The organism is Streptomyces sp. MUM 203J, from assembly GCF_022414595.1.
Classification (GTDB): Bacteria; Actinomycetota; Actinomycetes; order Streptomycetales; family Streptomycetaceae; genus Streptomyces.
On the sequence record NZ_JADWYO010000002.1, the window covers coordinates 175300 to 191286 of the forward strand.

13 protein-coding genes and 1 pseudogene are annotated in these 15987 nt (G+C 67.7%); 9 read left to right on the forward strand and 5 right to left on the reverse strand.

The features are described 5' to 3' along the window. Positions 1–134 precede the first annotated feature (134 nt). The 3 genes from I3F58_RS02480 to I3F58_RS02490 are packed head-to-tail and all read left to right on the forward strand — an operon-like array spanning position 135 to position 919. Positions 135–521, forward strand: coding sequence for a hypothetical protein (locus I3F58_RS02480; protein ID WP_240106473.1), 387 nt, complete (start codon positions 135–137; stop codon positions 519–521). A gap of 33 nt (positions 522–554) precedes the next feature. Further along, entirely contained in the window at positions 555–734 is a 180-nt protein-coding gene (locus tag I3F58_RS02485; protein WP_240106474.1) for a hypothetical protein, read from the forward strand. Continuing rightward, positions 731–919 carry a hypothetical protein gene (locus I3F58_RS02490; RefSeq protein ID WP_240106475.1) on the forward strand — a complete coding sequence of 63 codons (189 nt, stop codon included), beginning with the start codon at positions 731–733 and terminating at the stop codon, positions 917–919. Before I3F58_RS02485 ends, I3F58_RS02490 begins: the two co-directional genes overlap by 4 nt. A gap of 225 nt (positions 920–1144) precedes the next feature. Here I3F58_RS02490 and I3F58_RS02495 read toward each other — a convergent pair whose 3' ends face one another. Both I3F58_RS02495 and I3F58_RS02500 read right to left on the reverse strand, forming a co-directional pair. Further along, positions 1145–2377, reverse strand: a complete 1233-nt coding sequence (locus I3F58_RS02495; protein ID WP_308354941.1) for a trypsin-like serine protease — start codon at positions 2375–2377, stop codon at positions 1145–1147. Positions 2378–2470: 93 nt separating this feature from the next. Next, positions 2471–2992, reverse strand: a complete 522-nt coding sequence (locus tag I3F58_RS02500) for a hypothetical protein (RefSeq protein WP_240106476.1) — start codon at positions 2990–2992, stop codon at positions 2471–2473. 395 nt (positions 2993–3387) lie between these two features. Between I3F58_RS02500 and I3F58_RS02505 the strand changes: the two genes are divergently transcribed. The 4 genes and pseudogenes from I3F58_RS02505 to I3F58_RS02520 all read left to right on the forward strand — a co-directional run bounded on the left by I3F58_RS02505 (position 3388) and on the right by I3F58_RS02520 (position 9416). Beyond that, positions 3388–6930: an ALF repeat-containing protein gene (locus I3F58_RS02505; protein WP_374207890.1), complete on the forward strand. Its 3543-nt coding sequence runs from the start codon at positions 3388–3390 to the stop codon at positions 6928–6930. Between the two features lie 106 nt (positions 6931–7036). Next, the gene (locus I3F58_RS02510) at positions 7037–7636 is read left to right on the forward strand and encodes a hypothetical protein (protein WP_240106478.1); all 600 of its coding nucleotides are present in this window, start codon (positions 7037–7039) and stop codon (positions 7634–7636) included. Between the two features lie 276 nt (positions 7637–7912). Continuing rightward, positions 7913–8553 (forward strand): annotated as a pseudogene (locus I3F58_RS02515) (transposase family protein). A 113-nt stretch (positions 8554–8666) separates the two neighbouring features. Beyond that, the gene (locus I3F58_RS02520; protein ID WP_240106479.1) at positions 8667–9416 is read left to right on the forward strand and encodes a transposase; all 750 of its coding nucleotides are present in this window, start codon (positions 8667–8669) and stop codon (positions 9414–9416) included. Positions 9417–9870: 454 nt separating this feature from the next. On the opposite strand, the gene I3F58_RS02525 is transcribed toward I3F58_RS02520, so the two are convergent. Continuing rightward, positions 9871–11127: a cation:proton antiporter gene (locus I3F58_RS02525; protein ID WP_240106480.1), complete on the reverse strand. Its 1257-nt coding sequence runs from the start codon at positions 11125–11127 to the stop codon at positions 9871–9873. 4 nt (positions 11128–11131) lie between these two features. Further along, positions 11132–11602: a cation:proton antiporter regulatory subunit gene (locus tag I3F58_RS02530; protein WP_240106527.1), complete on the reverse strand. Its 471-nt coding sequence runs from the start codon at positions 11600–11602 to the stop codon at positions 11132–11134. A 231-nt stretch (positions 11603–11833) separates the two neighbouring features. Between I3F58_RS02530 and I3F58_RS02535 the strand changes: the two genes are divergently transcribed. Then, a complete protein-coding gene (locus I3F58_RS02535; protein ID WP_240106481.1) occupies positions 11834–13207 on the forward strand; it encodes a TrkH family potassium uptake protein in 1374 nt (457 codons plus the stop codon). Between the two features lie 79 nt (positions 13208–13286). On the opposite strand, the gene I3F58_RS02540 is transcribed toward I3F58_RS02535, so the two are convergent. Continuing rightward, entirely contained in the window at positions 13287–14444 is a 1158-nt protein-coding gene (locus I3F58_RS02540; RefSeq protein ID WP_240106482.1) for an acyl-CoA dehydrogenase, read from the reverse strand. Positions 14445–14626: 182 nt separating this feature from the next. Here I3F58_RS02540 and I3F58_RS02545 point away from each other — a divergent pair, with 182 nt between their 5' ends. Further along, positions 14627–15970 carry a UDP-glucose/GDP-mannose dehydrogenase family protein gene (locus I3F58_RS02545; protein ID WP_240106483.1) on the forward strand — a complete coding sequence of 448 codons (1344 nt, stop codon included), beginning with the start codon at positions 14627–14629 and terminating at the stop codon, positions 15968–15970. Positions 15971–15987 lie beyond the last annotated feature (17 nt).

A 15987-nucleotide genomic window follows, 5' to 3' on the forward strand; every position in this document is an offset into this window, starting at 1 on the left:
CATGATCCGCGATTACACGTGATAGCACGTACCAAGACGTACCAAGTTGGCGTACAGTCAGAGAGAAGGAAAGACCCCGGCGACGGTGGGGCCGTCCCGGGGCATCGGCCACCAGCTTCGAAGGAGCTGACGACATGGGCATTATCCATGCCTTCCTGCGCACACTGCTGGGCGTCCTCGTGCCCGGTTCGGGCAGGAGGCGGGCGGGCGGGTGTCCCGCCGCCACGGCTCGGGCACCGCGGGCGGCGGCGGCCCGCTCGGCCGGCGCATCCTTCCGGCCGGAGCCGGGCACGTGGTTCGGTCCGTCCTGGGGATGGACCGCGCGGCCCCGGTCCCCGTACGGGGGCGCGGAGACGTTCGCCGGGGAGGACACCGTCCTGGTCCGCCCGTACCTGCTGGAGCACGAGCGGCAGGAGGAGCGGGACCGGCAGCGGCAGCGGTGTCTCGCGCTGGTGCTCGCGGCGGACTTCGGGGTCGACCTGGACACGCGGGTCCTGCACGGTGCGGGAGCGGCCTGGTGAGCGCCCCCGCCCCCCGCGCGGAAGCCGGTCCGGATGTGCGTGCGGTGTGCGTGGGTCACGGACGAGGCCGTGGTCGTCTCCGAGGTGCACCAGAACTCCGGGCCCGGGTTCAACGTCTATGCCTGCGCCGGGTGTGCGCCGTACTTCCCGCCGCTGCCGGATGTGCTGGACCTCCTGGCGGCCCGCCGCCGGTGCCGGGGCGGTGCCGAGTGAGCCCGGAGCGGGCCGTCCGCCGGTTCCTGGAGGACGTGGAGCGGTCGGGCCGGCCGGGGGAGTGCGAGATCGGGTGGCACCACCTCTGCCACCCGCAGGACGTGTACGCCTCCGACCGCCCCGGCCCCGGTGAGGAGCCGGTCTTCTCGATCAGGTGCGCCTGCGCCTGCCATCAGGACGCGTAGGCCATGACTCGGCAGCCTCCCGGCGATGTATCACGCCGGGAGGCCATCGCTCCTGAGCTGCCGAGGACGCGACACGACAGGTCGCGGATCACGCCAGTTGTCCCCTTGGGTAGATGGAGGCCCCGCTGGACTCGAACCCGCGACCTATGCGTTAGGAGGCTTGCAGGATCGTGTTTGCGCTCCAGTGGTGCCCGTTCTGGACTACCTGCGGTGTACAGCGTGACGTCAGTTCACGGGAAGCGGAGCGGGTCCTGCAGGTGCGGTGCCTGTGACGCGGTAGTTGTCGGCGTGCTGGAGGGCGAAGCGTTCCCAGGTGGAGATGTTGTCCGAGCGGGCACGCAGCAGTCCGGTGTCGGCGGTGGCGTACTTGGCTTCTGTGGCGACGTACTTACCGTTCCGTACGGACTTCAGTGCGTAGTTCTGGTCGCCCTGGGGGATCAGTGTGTACGACTCCCAGCTGTCGGGGCGTCCGGCGCGGGCGCGGAGCATCGCTTCGTACTTGCCGGTCTGGTTGAGTTCGACGCTGACGAAGAGATCATTGGCCACGGACCGGAGCGAAACGCTCTTCCCGCCGTCGCGGGTGTGGAGGGTGAACTGCTCCCAGCTCCGGGCCTTGTCGCTTCGTGCCCGCAGTCGGCCGTCGTGGCTGCCGGTGGCACTCAGTTCGGTGGCGACGTACTTGTCGTTGGCATGCGCCTTGAGTGACCAACGGGCGACCTGGGCGCCGATCCAGTCGGTGATGTCGTCCAGGCGGGCTTCAACGGCACCGCGACGGGTCTCCTCGGCGCCGAGACATCCGCCCTGCCAGGAGCGGCTGCTGACGGCGACCAGCTCGTCGCCACCCTGACCGGCCCGCAGGGCGGGACCGCCCGCATCCCCCTTGCAGACCGCCGCTGAAACATCCGGGCTGTCGATGTCGAGTTCCGAACCCCGGCTGCCGGTGACGGCGAACTCACCGACATGCATCCGCCCCGGAATCCACTCACTCCTCGTCCGGCCGAAACCGGCCACGAACAGCTTCTCCCCCTCTACGGGAGCGGCAGCGCTGAGCGCCACGGGCGCGATCCCCGAAACGGGCGCCGACAGCCTCGCCAGCACCACATCCCGATCCGCCCGGGGCACCAACTCCACAACATCCCGCACCTGACCGCCCCCTGCGCCCAAGTCCGCACGCCCCACAGTGACCTTGGTCGGCCGCGAGGGCGCCCCCGACGCAACCGACCCGGGCTGCGCGGGATCGTCAGCGAAACAGCTCGCGGCCGTAACAATCCACTGCGACTCGATCAGCGCACCCGAACAGTTGCGATCGGTCTTACCGATCTCAATCATCGCAACGAAGGGCTTCTCCTCGCCGCCAGCAGAGGCTCCCACTACAGCCTGCGCCGGGTTCGCCACAATCACCCCTGCAGCAGCCAACAGGCCGCCGAACAAGGCCCCGCACCTCGTCGCCCTACGCACGTCTCTTCCCCCAAACGCGGCGTCCTGCCGCTTTCTCCTGTGATCGCCGACTCTTCCCGTAATTTCCGCCGTAGGCGGGAGTCAGGAGCGGCACTATCCGGTCACGTGCAGCTCGACGAGCATGGTGGGTGCGCTCTGTGCACCTTCACCCACACTCTTGAAATCGTTCTTGGTTAGCTTAACGGTCTGAGTCTTGCCCTCGGCTGTCAGTGCCGCACTGACGGGACGGTCCTTGGTCCACAGTCCGAACACCTCGGGGAGTTCGAGTGTCAGGTGGCCGTAACTTTTCACGGCTTTGAAGCACACCTGATTGTCATAGCGTGCGGGAAGTGCGCGGGAGTACACCAGTATCTGGTTCGATGACCCGTCACACTCCCCTTGGAGGATGCCTCCATCGCCCTGGATTAGCTTTACGCCCGTCTCTTCAAATAGTTGCGCCGCGCCAGGATAGGAGAAGTCTTCGACCACCGTGGGCGGGACTGTATTGTCTGCTGAATTGGCAGTCGAGGCCGCGGGATCCTGAGGCTGCACCGCCGCATAGGCGGCAGCGGATACGCCTATTAGAGCTGCCCCTGCTAAGGCGGCAACTACGAGTCTTCTGGTTGACGAGATCACGTCGTCTCCTTTCAGGTGACTGTACACGACACTATCGGTGTCGGATGAGTCGATTTCCAGCCTCATTCCGGCTCTTGAGAAACCTATCAGTCAGGCGTGGAGATCGGGGAGGGGGGGAGGTGGCGCACCTGGGGGCCTTGAACGGCATGCTCCATCTGTCACTCAGATGGAGAACCGGAATTCCAAATTCCGAATCCTTGTGGCATGTTAGGTATGCATGGTTGTCTCCTGCGTGTGGTTAGGCTCATTCAGCTGAGATTCAGCATCCGGCAACTTTGTTGCCGGTGCAGGAGATGAGTCATAGGTTGAATCAGGAAATATCGGCCAGATGGTTGCGCCGCAGACGCGTTCACGTCCTTCGTGGCGCGCTGCTCTGCCTATTGCCACTGGTAATGATGGCTGGGCTCGCAGGTACCGGCCCTGCCTGGGCGGACGAGATCGTGGGCGACAGCCCGCTCGTGAGCGCTTTACCGGACAGCAAGCGCGGACGGGTTGTCGAGTTGTGGAAGACCGGTGGCCCAGGAGTTAGGGCCGCGGCCGAGGCAGCACTCACGGGAAGCGACGATGATGTCCGCCGGTTTCTGGAGCGCGAAAAGGACATCGCCCAACTGAGTGACGAGCGAGTCGCAGTCGCCCAGATGCACGGCGTTGGTGGCCGGGGGGTCCGAGAGGCAGCGCGGAAGGCCCTGGAAGGACCGCCGGAGGCCCTGAGTGCCTTCATTCGGGTTGGGTGGCGTGAGCCACTAGAGGCGGACCAGCGGGTTCGGGTCGCTCAGATCATCAGTGCGGGCGGCCCAGGTGTGCAGCAGGCCGGCAAAGAGGCACTCAGTGGATCGATCGAGGACGTCCGCAGATTCCTCGACGAAGGACAGTTCACTGCCAGGGACGCTGACGACCGGGTGGAGTTGGTCCAAATCATAGGCGAGGGCGGTCCGGCCACCAGGGAGGCCGGCTTGCTCGCGCTCGGCGGTTCCATAGAGGACATCCGAGAGTTCCTGCTGGTTGGCCAGCACACCGCCCGAGCTAGGGACCAGGAGCGAGCCACCGTTTCCCAACTGGCCGCGCAAGCCGTAGCGGCCGGCCGCCGGGCCGCGGCCGAGACCGAAGCGGCCAAGGAGTCCTCCGAGCAGGCGGTAGCGGCATCCAGGCTCGCAAAGGAGGCTGCGCAGAAGGCCGCCAAGGAGACTGAGGCGGCCAAGGGTGATGCGAAGATAGCGGCGAGTGCCGCTGGCCGGGCTGCTGATGCGGCGAAGGGCGCGGCCGCGGCAGCTCAGCAGGCCATTACCGCTGCACACGCGGCCAACACGTCGGCGCGCATAGCAGCGAATGCCGCAGCGCATGCGGCCTCAGCTGCCGCAGGTGCGGCGAGGAAGGCGTCTGTCGCACATAACGCGGCGGCGAGAGCGGCTGGGAAGGCTTCGGCTGCCGACATGGCAAGGAAGGCCGCGCAAGACGCCCGGGACGCCGCCAAGGGTGCCACGCAGGCAGCTGACGCGGCGGAACATGCGGGTCAGGCCGCCAAGGCGGCAGGCCACGCAGCACGGCTCGCGGCAGAAGCCGGGGGCAATGCCAAACTTGCAGCGAACGCAGCGGAGGCAGCCAGCGGATATGCGGCTGAAGCCGGTGCGCAATCAGCGACTGCGCGGTCGGCTGCGGCTCAGGCCCGACGCCAGGCTGCAGAGGCGACCCGGGCTGCAAACGCTGCGGACCGCCTTTCGACGAAGGCTGCTTCTGCCGCGTTCCACGCCCGTGATGCCGCCAGGAACGCTGCGACGCATGCGGAGAACGCTGCGAAGGCAGCCGAGGAGGCAGCCAAACACGCAGGCGAAAGCACTACCGCAGCCAGTCGGTCCAGTGCTCATGCCGCTGCAGCACAGGCTGCAGCTGACGCTGCTGGCGCGGCTGTAACAAAGGCCCGCGCCACCTTTGAACTGGCCCGCGAGATCGAAGCCGAAGAGCTAGCCACGCGTACGGCGGCGGCTGTTGAGCGGGCGCGGGAGCTGAAGGTCCGAGACGACGAGCGCAGATCAGCGGCTACCCGCGCTGCCAAGGAGGCAGAGCAACTCAATACAAAGGCCGAGCGTCTGGTCGCCGAAGCATCGCAGTCCGGAATGAGCGACCAGGCGGTGGCTGAGAAGGGCCGCCAGATCGCACTGCTGACGATGAAGAGCCAAGGACCCTGGAGCCAGGCCGCCGCTGAGGCGGCACTCGCGGGGGCCGACGCCGAAGTCCTTGCCTATGTGCGCAGCGGCCGCAAGGAAGCCAGTGAGTTGGATGAACGGGCACGTGTAGAACGCCTCGCCTATGAATTCGGCTCAGAGGCGATCAGGACGGCAGCCGAGCAGGCCCTGAAGGGTGGTCCGGCCGAGATCAGAGAATTTCTGGAAGAGGGCCAGTACGAGGCCGCAGCGGCCGACTACCGTGTCCGGGTCGTCTATCTGGTCGGTAATGGCGAGCGTGGAGTGCAAGAGGCTGGGAAGCAGGCGCTCGCAGACGGCAGTGTCGACGCCCTGAAGGACTTCCTGACCACTGGTCAGCACGATGCTCGTAGGGCAGATACGCGAGTCCGCGCCGTACAGCTGATGGGAAATGGCACACCGGAGGTCAAGGCAGCAGCCCAGATTGCTCTGGAAGGCCCTCCGCAGCTCCTGGATGCCTTCATCGGTCTTGGTCAATACAAGGCACTACGCAAGGATCGGTTGGCGGCGACTCACAGCGCGCAAGTTCAGAAGGTGATTGCCGACGCCGCCGGAGTCGCAGCAATTGCTCAGCAGAACGCGTCCGAAGCGGCTGAAGTCGCAGCCACTGCGCGTAACGCCGCAGCCGAGGCCGCTACCTATGCCAGGGTGGCAAAAACCGCCGCAAATCAGGCGAGCACGTATGCTGAGCAGGCGCATCAGTCCGCGAAGAAAGCGGAATCCTCAGCGGTGGAGGCCGCGGCAGCTGCGGCGAATGCGCGCAAGGCTGAAGCGGATGCGAACCATGCGGCTCAGAGGGCCGCGAACTCCTCTGCGAGCGCGGTGGCATCTGCTATATGGGCACGCGGAAACGCCGACGATGCGTGGGCTGCATCGAATCGGGCGAAGGCTTCCGCGATCGCGGCTGGAAAGAGTGTTACAGAGGCCAGTAAGGCGGCGAAGGAAGCTCGTGTCAGGATGGTCCTGCTCAAGCAGGCCGAAGCTGCGAAGGGTGCAGAGCTAGAACAGTTGAGGCGGCAGATCGTCATTGACCTCGTCCTGGACAATTTGCGCACCGAACTCACTACGCCTCTTGTCAGCTGGGACGACGTCTTCTCCAAGGAAGGCGCCCATTTCCTCATAGACGTCGTCGGCCTCGCTCCCGGCCTAGGTGAGCCAGCGGACGGAATCAACTGCCTTTGGTACGGAATTGACGGCGAGGTTGTCGACGCGTCGTTGTCCTGTGCGGCCATGGTGCCGATCGCCGGCTACGCCGCGAGCGGGACGAAGTTCGCCAAGTGGGGGGAGAAGCTCAGCGGCTGGTTCGAGGACTTCTCTCGGCGTCTCGGGTTCAAGCCGAAGTGCGCGCCACTCCGAGCATCTCGCACTTTCCAGAAGACCCCTTTCGTAGGGGTTTCACTTTCCTCCGCAGTGCAATGCCCGCGGCTTTCCGACAGGTTGCCTAATAATCTGTCCAAGAAGCTCATCAACGCGTATGAGGACATTAGGGCAGGGCGCGGCGAGAACATGCGCATCCTTAACGAGAGGACTGGTCGGCCGAAAGTATTCAAAGGGAAGGGGAAGCATGAAGGGAGATGGAAAGGCGCGGCGGAGTACAAAATTCCGGATAAGGAAAATAAGACTCGGATCCTTGTGGTGACGCTCGATGACGGCCGCAAAGTCATGGGCTGGTCTGTCGATCACTACGCCACGATCCATCCGTTCAGGGCTCCCCACTTCCCCGACGATGGGTGGAAGTAAGGTTCGGGCGGTGAATGGGTAATGGGTGAGGGGCCTCTGTTGGGAGCAGTCTTCTGAGTGGCTCGATGGGGCCCCTCTCTTTTGTGTGGGATGGTAGGATGCCGGAATGAGGGAAACGACTGGTGTTGAGATCGGGATCTCGGCCGCGGCTCGGCTGGCTCAACTCGGGAATTGCCGGTTTGATGCGGGCCTGTCTGATTCCGAGTTCAGTATTATTGAAGAGCGTTATGGCTTCGAATTCTCCGAAGATCACAGGGTCTTTCTGGCTCAAAGGCTTCCCGTTTTTTCCGAACCGAAGGAGAATGCCGCCTGGGAGAACCCGTGGCCGGACTGGAGGAGTGGTGATCCCGAAAAGCTCCAAGCCTGGATCGAGGCTCCAGTCACCGATCTTTTGGATCTGACTCGCGACGGGTGGTGGCACAGTTCCTGGGGATCTCAGCCAAACGACTGTGCAGAAGCGCTCGAAATCGCCAGTCAGGCTTTGAAGCGTGTACCCAAGTTGGCTCCCGTCTATGGTCACCGATATCTGCCTGCACAGCGCGGTGCCTACGGGCACCCGGTTCTCTCGGTGTATGAGACGGACATCATCTGCTATGGGCGGGATTTGGCCGACTACGTGGACCGCGAGTTCGGGGGCGTAACACCTGGGATGTCGCCACGGCCGTGTTCGACAGTGGCCTTCTGGTCTGAGTTCATTGAGAACTAGAAACGAGTTTCTCAGTGAACCGTTTTCATCCTGTCCTGCAGGGATGAAGATGCTGGTCAGCAGGGTGGTGTGACGAGGCGAGGCTCCTGGTCGTTGCGGTGGTGTTCTCTACGCACCACGCTTCGTCCGAGGAGCCTCGCTTGGTCCCGTATCGTGCCACGCTCGACGTCCCGCATGGGCTGGTCGAGCATCTCATGGCTGATCTATGCCCGAAGGTGTGAACGCGGCACGCGGTGGCGCAAGCTGGGCTGCTTCCACCAGGCTCTGCTGGCGTTGGTGCACCTACGCAAGAACGAGACGCTGCCCCAGCTTGCGGCGGAGTTCGGGATCTCCACCGCAACCGCCTGGCGGTACGTGGACGAGACCCTCGAGGTCTTGGCCTCCTGGGCGCCCGGCCTGCAGGAGGCCCTTGTCGGCTTGGGCGAAGGAGACTTCGTCATCGTCGACGGCACGCTCATCCCCATCGACCGCATCGCCGCGGACGAGCCGTACTACTCCCAAAAACACCGGAAGCACGGCATGAACGTCCAGGTCGTCGCACGTCCGGACGGCACCCCTCTGTGGTTCTCGCGCGCGACGCCGGGTCGCACGCACGACTGACCGCGGCCCGCGCTCACGGCATCGTCCAAGCCTGCCTCACCCGGCACATCCTCGTGCTCGCGGACCGCGCCTACCAGGGCGCCGGCGCCACCTTCCGTACCCCGTACTACCACTACGGCGAACAACCCGAGCAGTGCCAGCAGTTCAACCGCGACCACGCACGACTGCGAGCCCCCGGCGAACGTGCCTTCGCTCAGCTCAAGACGTGGCGGCGACTGCGACGAGCCCGCTGTTCCACCCGCCGCCATCGGCACGGCAGTCCAAGCCGTCCACACCCTGCTGACCTGCACATATTCAGGATGAGAACGATTCAGTGAGCTTCTTCGAGTTGGCCACCGATCAGGTGACGGTCCACGAACCGCAACGAGCGAGGCCCCCGGGCTGTTGATCGAGATGTCTGACGTCTCAACCACGCTGCTCGGGGGCCTCGTTGGTCATCTATCCTGCCGTACTCGACCTGCCCCATGCGCTCGTGGAGTGGGTCACCATGCTCGTTGTCACCCGTGAGGGCGACCGCCGCTGCAAGCTCCGCCCGTCCCAGCGCGCGATGGTGGCACTGGTGTACCTCCGCGAACACACCACCCTGGCGAAGATCGCTGCCGGATTCGGGATCAGCGAGTCCACCGCCCACGCCTACACCAGCGCGGTCGTCCACCTGCTCGCTGAACGTGCGCCGGGTCTGCTGAAGGTCCTGCGCGAGGCCGAGGCGGACTTCGTCCTGCTGGACGGCACGCTCGCGGAGTGCGACCGGGTCGGCGACGGACGGGCCGACTACTCGGCCAAGCACCGCCGGCACGGGGTGAACGTGCAGGTGGTCACCGATCCGGGCGGCCGGCTGCTGTGGCTCTCACCCGCACTGCCGGGCCGGGCGCACGATCTGACCGCTGCCCGCACCCACCGGATCATCCGCATCAGCGAGCGTCAGGGCGTCCCCATCCTGGCCGATCTCGCCTACCAGGGCGGCGGCCCCTGGGTGACCACGGGCATCAAACGCAGGCCCCTGCAGGAACTCACCCTCACCGAGAAGACCCGCAACCGGGCCCTGGCCGCGGCGCGGGCACCGGTCGAGCGCGGCGTCGCACGTCTGAAGTCCTGGCGCATCTTCCGCAGATCCCGGTGCAGCCCAAACCACATGACGTCAATCGCCAAAGCCGTCCTCACCCTGGAGCGGCACCGCTGAAGAAGCTCAGTGAGCTTCTTTCATTCTGTTCTGAAGGGTGAAATGGGCTGGTCGGCGGGTGTGGTGCCGAGGCAGGACCGGACGGTCTTCGGGCGGTGGGTCGAGTGCCGGTCGGCGACCAGGTGGACCTTGTGGTGCAAGGTCGTGCCCGGCGCCAGGGGCACCATCGCCCCTCCGGCGCGCCGCGGCCGTTTCGACAAGAACGCGGCCGACGACTCCGCCGAGTCCACGACGGGTGGGTCCGGCTCCTCGACTGCCGGGTACCACGGCATCGTCAGAAGGCGGCGCCCAGCCCACCGACGCCTCCGGCAGCCGCCACCGGCGCCGGTTCCGCCCTGCCCGTCGCCGCGAGGGCGGCATCCTGTTCGAGATGCGCCGCCGTGAGCGCGGCTGCCTGACCTCACAAGAGTGACGGCCCCCGGCGGCGGATCGCGCCGGGGGCCGTCGGCGCGGGTCAGCCCCGGTGGCCGGTGCCGTCCTCCACCGGGTCGAGCATCTCCTCCCGCGGCGCGACCATGGGCGTCGGCTGCGGCACCGCGCCCTCACCCGGCATCCGGCGGCGGGTGAGCCGGGTGGCCACCGGCTCCGTGTAGCGGGCCGTCAGCGGGCCGACGACGACCAGGATGAGGACGTACGCCGTGGCCAGCGGGCCCAGGGACGGCTCGATGCCCGCCGTCACGGCCAGCCCCGCGATGACGATCGAGAACTCGCCGCGCGCGACCAGCGTCCCGCCCGCGCGCCAGCGCCCCCGCGCGGAGATCCCCGCGCGCTTCGCCGCCCAGTAGCCGGTGGCGATCTTCGTGGCGGCCGTGACCACCGCGAGGGCCAGCGCGGGCAGCAGGACGGGCGGGATGCTCGCGGGGTCGGTGTGCAGCCCGAAGAAGACGAAGAACACCGCGGCGAACAGGTCCCGCAGCGGGCTCAGCAGATTGTGCGCCCCCTCCGCGGCCTCGCCGGACAGCGCGATGCCCACCAGGAACGCCCCCACGGCCGCCGAGACCTGGAGCTGCTGGGCGATGCCGGCGACCAGCAGGGTCAGGCCGAGCACGACCAGGAGCAGCTTCTCGGGGTCGTCGCTGGATACGAAGCGGGAGATCACCCGCCCGTACCGCACGGCCAGGAACAGCACCAGGCCCGCCGCGCCCAGCGCGATGGCGAGGGTGACGCTGCCCGCGGCGAGGCCGACGCCCGCCAGCAGGGCGGTGATGATCGGCAGGTACATGGCCATGGCCAGGTCTTCGAGCACGAGGATGCTCAGGACCACCGGAGTCTCCCGGTTGCCGAGCCGCCCCAGATCGCCCAGGACCTTGGCGATCACACCGGAGGACGAGATCCAGGTGACGCCCGCCAGGACGACCGCCGCGACCGGGCCCCAGCCCAGCAGCAGTGCCATCGCCGCGCCGGGCAGGGCGTTGAGGCAGGCGTCCACCAGCCCGGCGCGGTACTGGGTCTTCAGGTTGGTGACCAGGTCCGTCGCGGTGTACTCCAGGCCGAGCATCAGCAGCAGGAGGATGACGCCGATCTCGGCGCCGATCGCCACGAACTCCTCACTGGCGCCCAGCGGCAGCAGCCCACCCGTGCCGAACGCGAGACCGGCCAGGAGATAGAGGGGGATGGGGGAGAACTTCAGCCGTCCGGCGATCCGGCCCAGCAGGCCCAGGCCGAGGATGATCGCACCGAACTCGATGAGGAAGGTGGCGGAGGAGTGCACCCGCTCACTCCCGCCCGAGTATCGCGGCGGCGGCGTCGACGCCCTCGCGTGTGCCGATGACGATCAGCGTGTCCCCGCCGGCCAGCCGGAAGTCCGGCCCGGGGGCGGGAATGGCGTCGGCCCTGCGCAGCACGGCCACGATCGACACGCCCGTCTCGGTCCGCATGCGGGTGTCCCCGAGGTGCCGCCCGTTCCAGTGGGAGGCCGCGGCCAGCTCGATCCGCTCGGCCACCAGGCCGAGGTCCGTCGTGGACAGCAGGTTGGGGCTGTGGTGCGCGGGCATCAGGGCGTCGATCAGCGCCTCCGACTCCCGGGAGGTCAGCTTCACCGACAGCGCGCACGCGTCGGGATCGTCACTGCGGTACGCGTTGAGCACCCGCGTCCCGTCCCGTTGCGCGACGACCGAAAGACGGCGGTCCTCGCGGGTGGTGAGGTCGTAGCGGACCCCGATGCCTGGCAGCGGCGTACTGCTCATACGCGGAGCGGGCACAGCGGAACTCCTTGGCCGGACACGTGACACGTGTGGGTGACGTCTTGGCGATTACTTTACCTAGGCAACAAACCGACACTTTCCGCCGGAAAACAGGGGAAGCGGGGTCGGTGTTCCCGGCGCGGTAGGGTGACCACCCGCCGGGGCGATCAAGGCCGGGCGGTCACGCCGGTGAAGAGGAAGGCCGGGTACGGGGAAGAGGGCCGGGAGCGAGCGGTGCCAAGACGTGCGTTGAGGCTGTGGCAGGCCCTGTTCACCACCCACCCCGCCCGCACCACCGTGATGGCCTTCGCGGCGGTGATCCTCGCCGGAGCGGTCGTGCTGAGCCTCCCCGTGGCCTCCGCGACCGGCGGCGCGACCGCCTTCGTCACGGCCCTGTTCACCGCGACCTCCGCGGTGTGCGTCACCGGCCTGGTCGTCGTCGACACGGGCACCCACTGGAGCGGCTTCGGCCAGGGCGTCATCCTGGCGCTGATCCAGGCGGGCGGCTTCGGCATCATGACCATGGCGTCGCTGCTGGCCCTGCTGGTCTCCGGCAAGCTCAAGCTGCGCATGCAGCTCACCGCCGCCGCCGAGACCAAGAGCCTGGGCATCGGAGACGTACGGAAGGTGCTGCTGGGCGTCGCCGGGACCACCGCCGCCGTCGAGCTGACGGTCTGGGCCTGGCTCGCGCTGCGCTTCCGGTTCGGATACGACATGCCGATCGGCGACGCGGTCTACCACGGCTTCTTCCACTCCGTGTCGGCCTTCAACAACGCCGGGTTCGCCCTCCAGCCGGACAGCCTGATGCCGTACGCCTCCGATCCGCTGGTGACCCTGCCGATAGCGGTGGCCGTGATCCTCGGCGGCATCGGTTTCCCCGTACTGCTGGAGCTGCTGCGGCACCGCAACCGGCGGCGGACGACGGGGCGGCGCGGCTGGTCCCTGCACACCAAGCTCACCGTCGTCACGACCGCAGGGCTGCTGCTGACCGGCACCGTGCTGACCTGTCTGCTGGAGTGGGGGAACCCGGGCACGCTCGGCCCGTTCACCTGGGGGGAGAAGCTGCTGAACGGCTTCGTCCACTCGGTGATGACCCGCAGCGGAGGCTTCAACGCGATCGACATCGGCGCCCTGGAGGACACGACCCTGCTGATGACCTGCGCGCTGATGTTCATCGGCGGCGGCAGCGCGGGCACCTCCGGCGGCATCAAGGTCACGACCTTCGCGGTGCTGGCCGCGGCCATGATCGCGGAGGTGCGCGGCGAGCCCAACTCGACGATCATGGGCCGCCGCCTCGCCCCGCACGCACTGCGGCAGGCGCTGACCGTCGCCCTGCTCGGCGTGGGCTTCGTCATCGCGGCGTCCCTGGCCCTCATGGCAGTGGTGGACGCACCGTTCGAAGTGGTGCTGTTCGAGGCGGTGTCGGCGTTCGGGGTGAACGGGCTGTCGGCGGGCGTCAGCCCGCACCTGCCGACGTCCGGGCAGCTCATCGCGATCCTGCTGATGTTCGTCGGCCGGCTCGGCCCGGTCACCCTGGTCTCGGCCCTCGCCCTGCGCGAGCGGGTCCGCCGCTACGAACTGCCCGAGGAGCGCCCGGTCATCGGCTGACGGCCCGCCTCGTACGGCGACGGCCCCCGGCGGTCCCATCGATCGCCGGGGGCCGTCGGAACCGGCCTCGAAGACGCCGTTACGGCAGGTTGCGGGCCATCACGATCCGCTGGACCTGGTTCGTGCCCTCGTAGATCTGGGTGATCTTCGCGTCCCGCATCATGCGCTCGACCGGGTAGTCACGGGTGTAGCCGTAGCCGCCGAGGAGCTGGACGGCGTCCGTGGTGATCTCCATGGCGACGTCCGAGGCGAAGCACTTCGCGGCGGCGCCGAAGAAGGTCAGGTCGCCGTCGAGGCGCTCAGACTTGGCGGCGGCGGAGTACGTGAGCTGACGCGCGGCCTCCAGCTTCATCGCCATGTCGGCCAGCATGAACTGGACGCCCTGGAAGTCCGCGATCGGCTTGCCGAACTGCTTGCGCTCCTGGACGTAGCCCTTCGCGTAGTCGAGGGCGCCCTGCGCGATGCCGAGGGCCTGGGCCGCGATCGTGATGCGGGTGTGGTCCAGGGTCTTCATCGCGGTGGCGAAGCCGGTGCCCTCCGCGCCGATCATGCGGTCGGCGGGGATGCGCACGTTGTCGAGGTAGACCTCGCGGGTCGGGGAGCCCTTGATGCCGAGCTTCTTCTCCGGGGCGCCGAAGGAGACACCCTCGTCGGACTTCTCGACGACGAACGCCGAGATGCCCTTCGAGCGCTTTTCGGGGTCCGTCACGGCCATGACCGTGTAGTACTCGGACACACCCGCGTTGGTGATCCAGCGCTTCACGCCGTTGAGGACGTAGTGGTCGCCGTCGCGGACCGCCTTCGTCTTCATGCCGGCCGCGTCCGAGCCCGCGTCCGGCTCGGAGAGGCAGTACGAGAACATCGCGTCGCCCTTGGCGAGCGGGCGCAGGTACTTCTTCTTCAGCTCCTCGGAGCCGGACAGGACGACCGGCAGCGAGCCCAGCTTGTTCACCGCCGGGATCAGGGAGGAGGAGGCGCAGACACGGGCCACCTCCTCGATCACGATGACGGTCGCCAGCGCGTCGGCGCCCGCGCCGCCGTACGTCTCGGGGACGTGCACGGCGTGCAGGTCGGAGGAGACGAGGGCGTCCAGCGCCTCCTGCGGGAAGCGGGCCTCCTCGTCCACGGCGGCGGCGTACGGCGCGATCTTGGCCTCGGCGAGCGAGCGGACGGTGTCCCGGAGCATGTCGTGCTCCTCGGACGGGCGGTACAGATCGAAGTCAGGCGTTCCCGCCATGTCTCTCTCACTCCCCTGAGCTGCTGCTAACTACCGTTAAGTAACCCGAATTTTAGTCGCCGCCCACGGATGAGGCATACGTGAGTTTGGTGACAGCTCGAACGATGCCCCCGCGCACCCCCGGATATGCTCTCCGTCGCGCACCCGCCCGACCAGCACAGGACACCCCAGGAGCAGCACCCATGGCCCTGAAGATCACGGTGATCGGCACCGGCTACCTCGGCGCCACCCATGCGGCGGCCATGGCGGAGCTGGGATTCGAGGTGCTGGGCCTGGACGTGGTGCCCGAGAAGGTCGAGATGCTGGCCGCCGGGCGCGTCCCGATGTACGAGCCCGGGCTGGAGGAGCTGCTCGCCCGGCACGTCACCGGGGCGGCGGGCTCCACCGGGCGGCTGCGGTTCACCACCTCGTACGAGGAGGCCGCGGCCTTCGGGGACGTCCACTTCGTGTGCGTGAACACCCCGCAGAAGCACGGCGAGTACGGCTGCGACATGAGGTACGTCGACGCGGCCTTCAGCTCCCTCGCCCCGCACCTCACCCGCCCCGCCCTCGTCGTCGGCAAGTCGACCGTCCCGGTCGGCAGCGCCGAGCGGCTGGCCCGGCTGCTGGCCGAGCAGGCGCCCGCGGGCGCGGACGTGGAGCTGGCCTGGAACCCGGAGTTCCTGCGCGAGGGCTTCGCCGTCCAGGACACGCTGCACCCGGACCGCATCGTCGTCGGCGTGGGCAGCGAGCGCGCCGAGAAGCTCCTCCGCGACGTGTACGCGACACCGGTGGCCGAGGGGTCCCCGTTCGTCGTCACCGACTTCCCCACCGCCGAGCTGGTGAAGACCGCCGCGAACTCCTTCCTCGCGACGAAGATCTCCTTCATCAACGCCATGGCCGAGGTCTGCGAGGCCGCCGGCGGCGACGTCGTGAAGCTGGCCGAGGCCATCGGGTACGACGAGCGCATCGGCGCCAAGTTCCTGCGCGCGGGCATCGGCTTCGGCGGCGGCTGCCTCCCCAAGGACATCCGGGCGTTCATGGCGCGGGCCGGGGAACTGGGCGCCGACCAGGCCCTGACCTTCCTCCGCGAGATCGACTCCATCAACATGCGCCGCCGCGGCCAGATGGTCGGCATGGCCCGCGAGGCCCTCGGGGACGGCACCTTCCTCGGCAAGCGGGTCGCCGTCCTCGGCGCCGCCTTCAAGCCGGACTCCGACGACGTCCGCGACTCGCCCGCCCTCAACGTCGCCGGGCAGATCCACCTCCAGGGCGGCCAGGTCACCGTGTACGACCCCAAGGGCATGGCCAACGCCCGCCGCCTGTTCCCCACCCTCGGTTACGCCGACACCGTCCTGGACGCGGTACGCGGCGCGGACGTCGTCCTGCACCTCACCGAGTGGCGCGAGTTCCGCGAGCTGGACCCGGCCGCGCTGGGCGAGGTCGTCAACGCCCGCATCATCCTGGACGGCCGCAACGCCCTGGACCCGGCCGTGTGGCGCGAGGCGGGCTGGACGTACCGCGCGATGGGCCGTCCGCGCGCGTAGCGGAATCCGAGGGTAGG

What these genes read in the sequence shown, in the direction of transcription:
- I3F58_RS02480 (WP_240106473.1), top strand. Translation starts at nt 135, where the DNA reads ATGGGCATTATCCATGCCTTCCTGCGCACACTGCTGGGCGTCCTCGTG.
- I3F58_RS02485 (WP_240106474.1), top strand. Translation starts at nt 555, where the DNA reads ATGTGCGTGCGGTGTGCGTGGGTCACGGACGAGGCCGTGGTCGTCTCC.
- I3F58_RS02505 (WP_374207890.1), top strand. Translation starts at nt 3,388, where the DNA reads ATGGCTGGGCTCGCAGGTACCGGCCCTGCCTGGGCGGACGAGATCGTG.
- I3F58_RS02510 (WP_240106478.1), top strand. Translation starts at nt 7,037, where the DNA reads ATGAGGGAAACGACTGGTGTTGAGATCGGGATCTCGGCCGCGGCTCGG.
- I3F58_RS02530 (WP_240106527.1), bottom strand. Translation starts at nt 11,602, where the DNA reads ATGAGCAGTACGCCGCTGCCAGGCATCGGGGTCCGCTACGACCTCACC.
- I3F58_RS02540 (WP_240106482.1), bottom strand. Translation starts at nt 14,444, where the DNA reads ATGGCGGGAACGCCTGACTTCGATCTGTACCGCCCGTCCGAGGAGCAC.
- I3F58_RS02545 (WP_240106483.1), top strand. Translation starts at nt 14,627, where the DNA reads ATGGCCCTGAAGATCACGGTGATCGGCACCGGCTACCTCGGCGCCACC.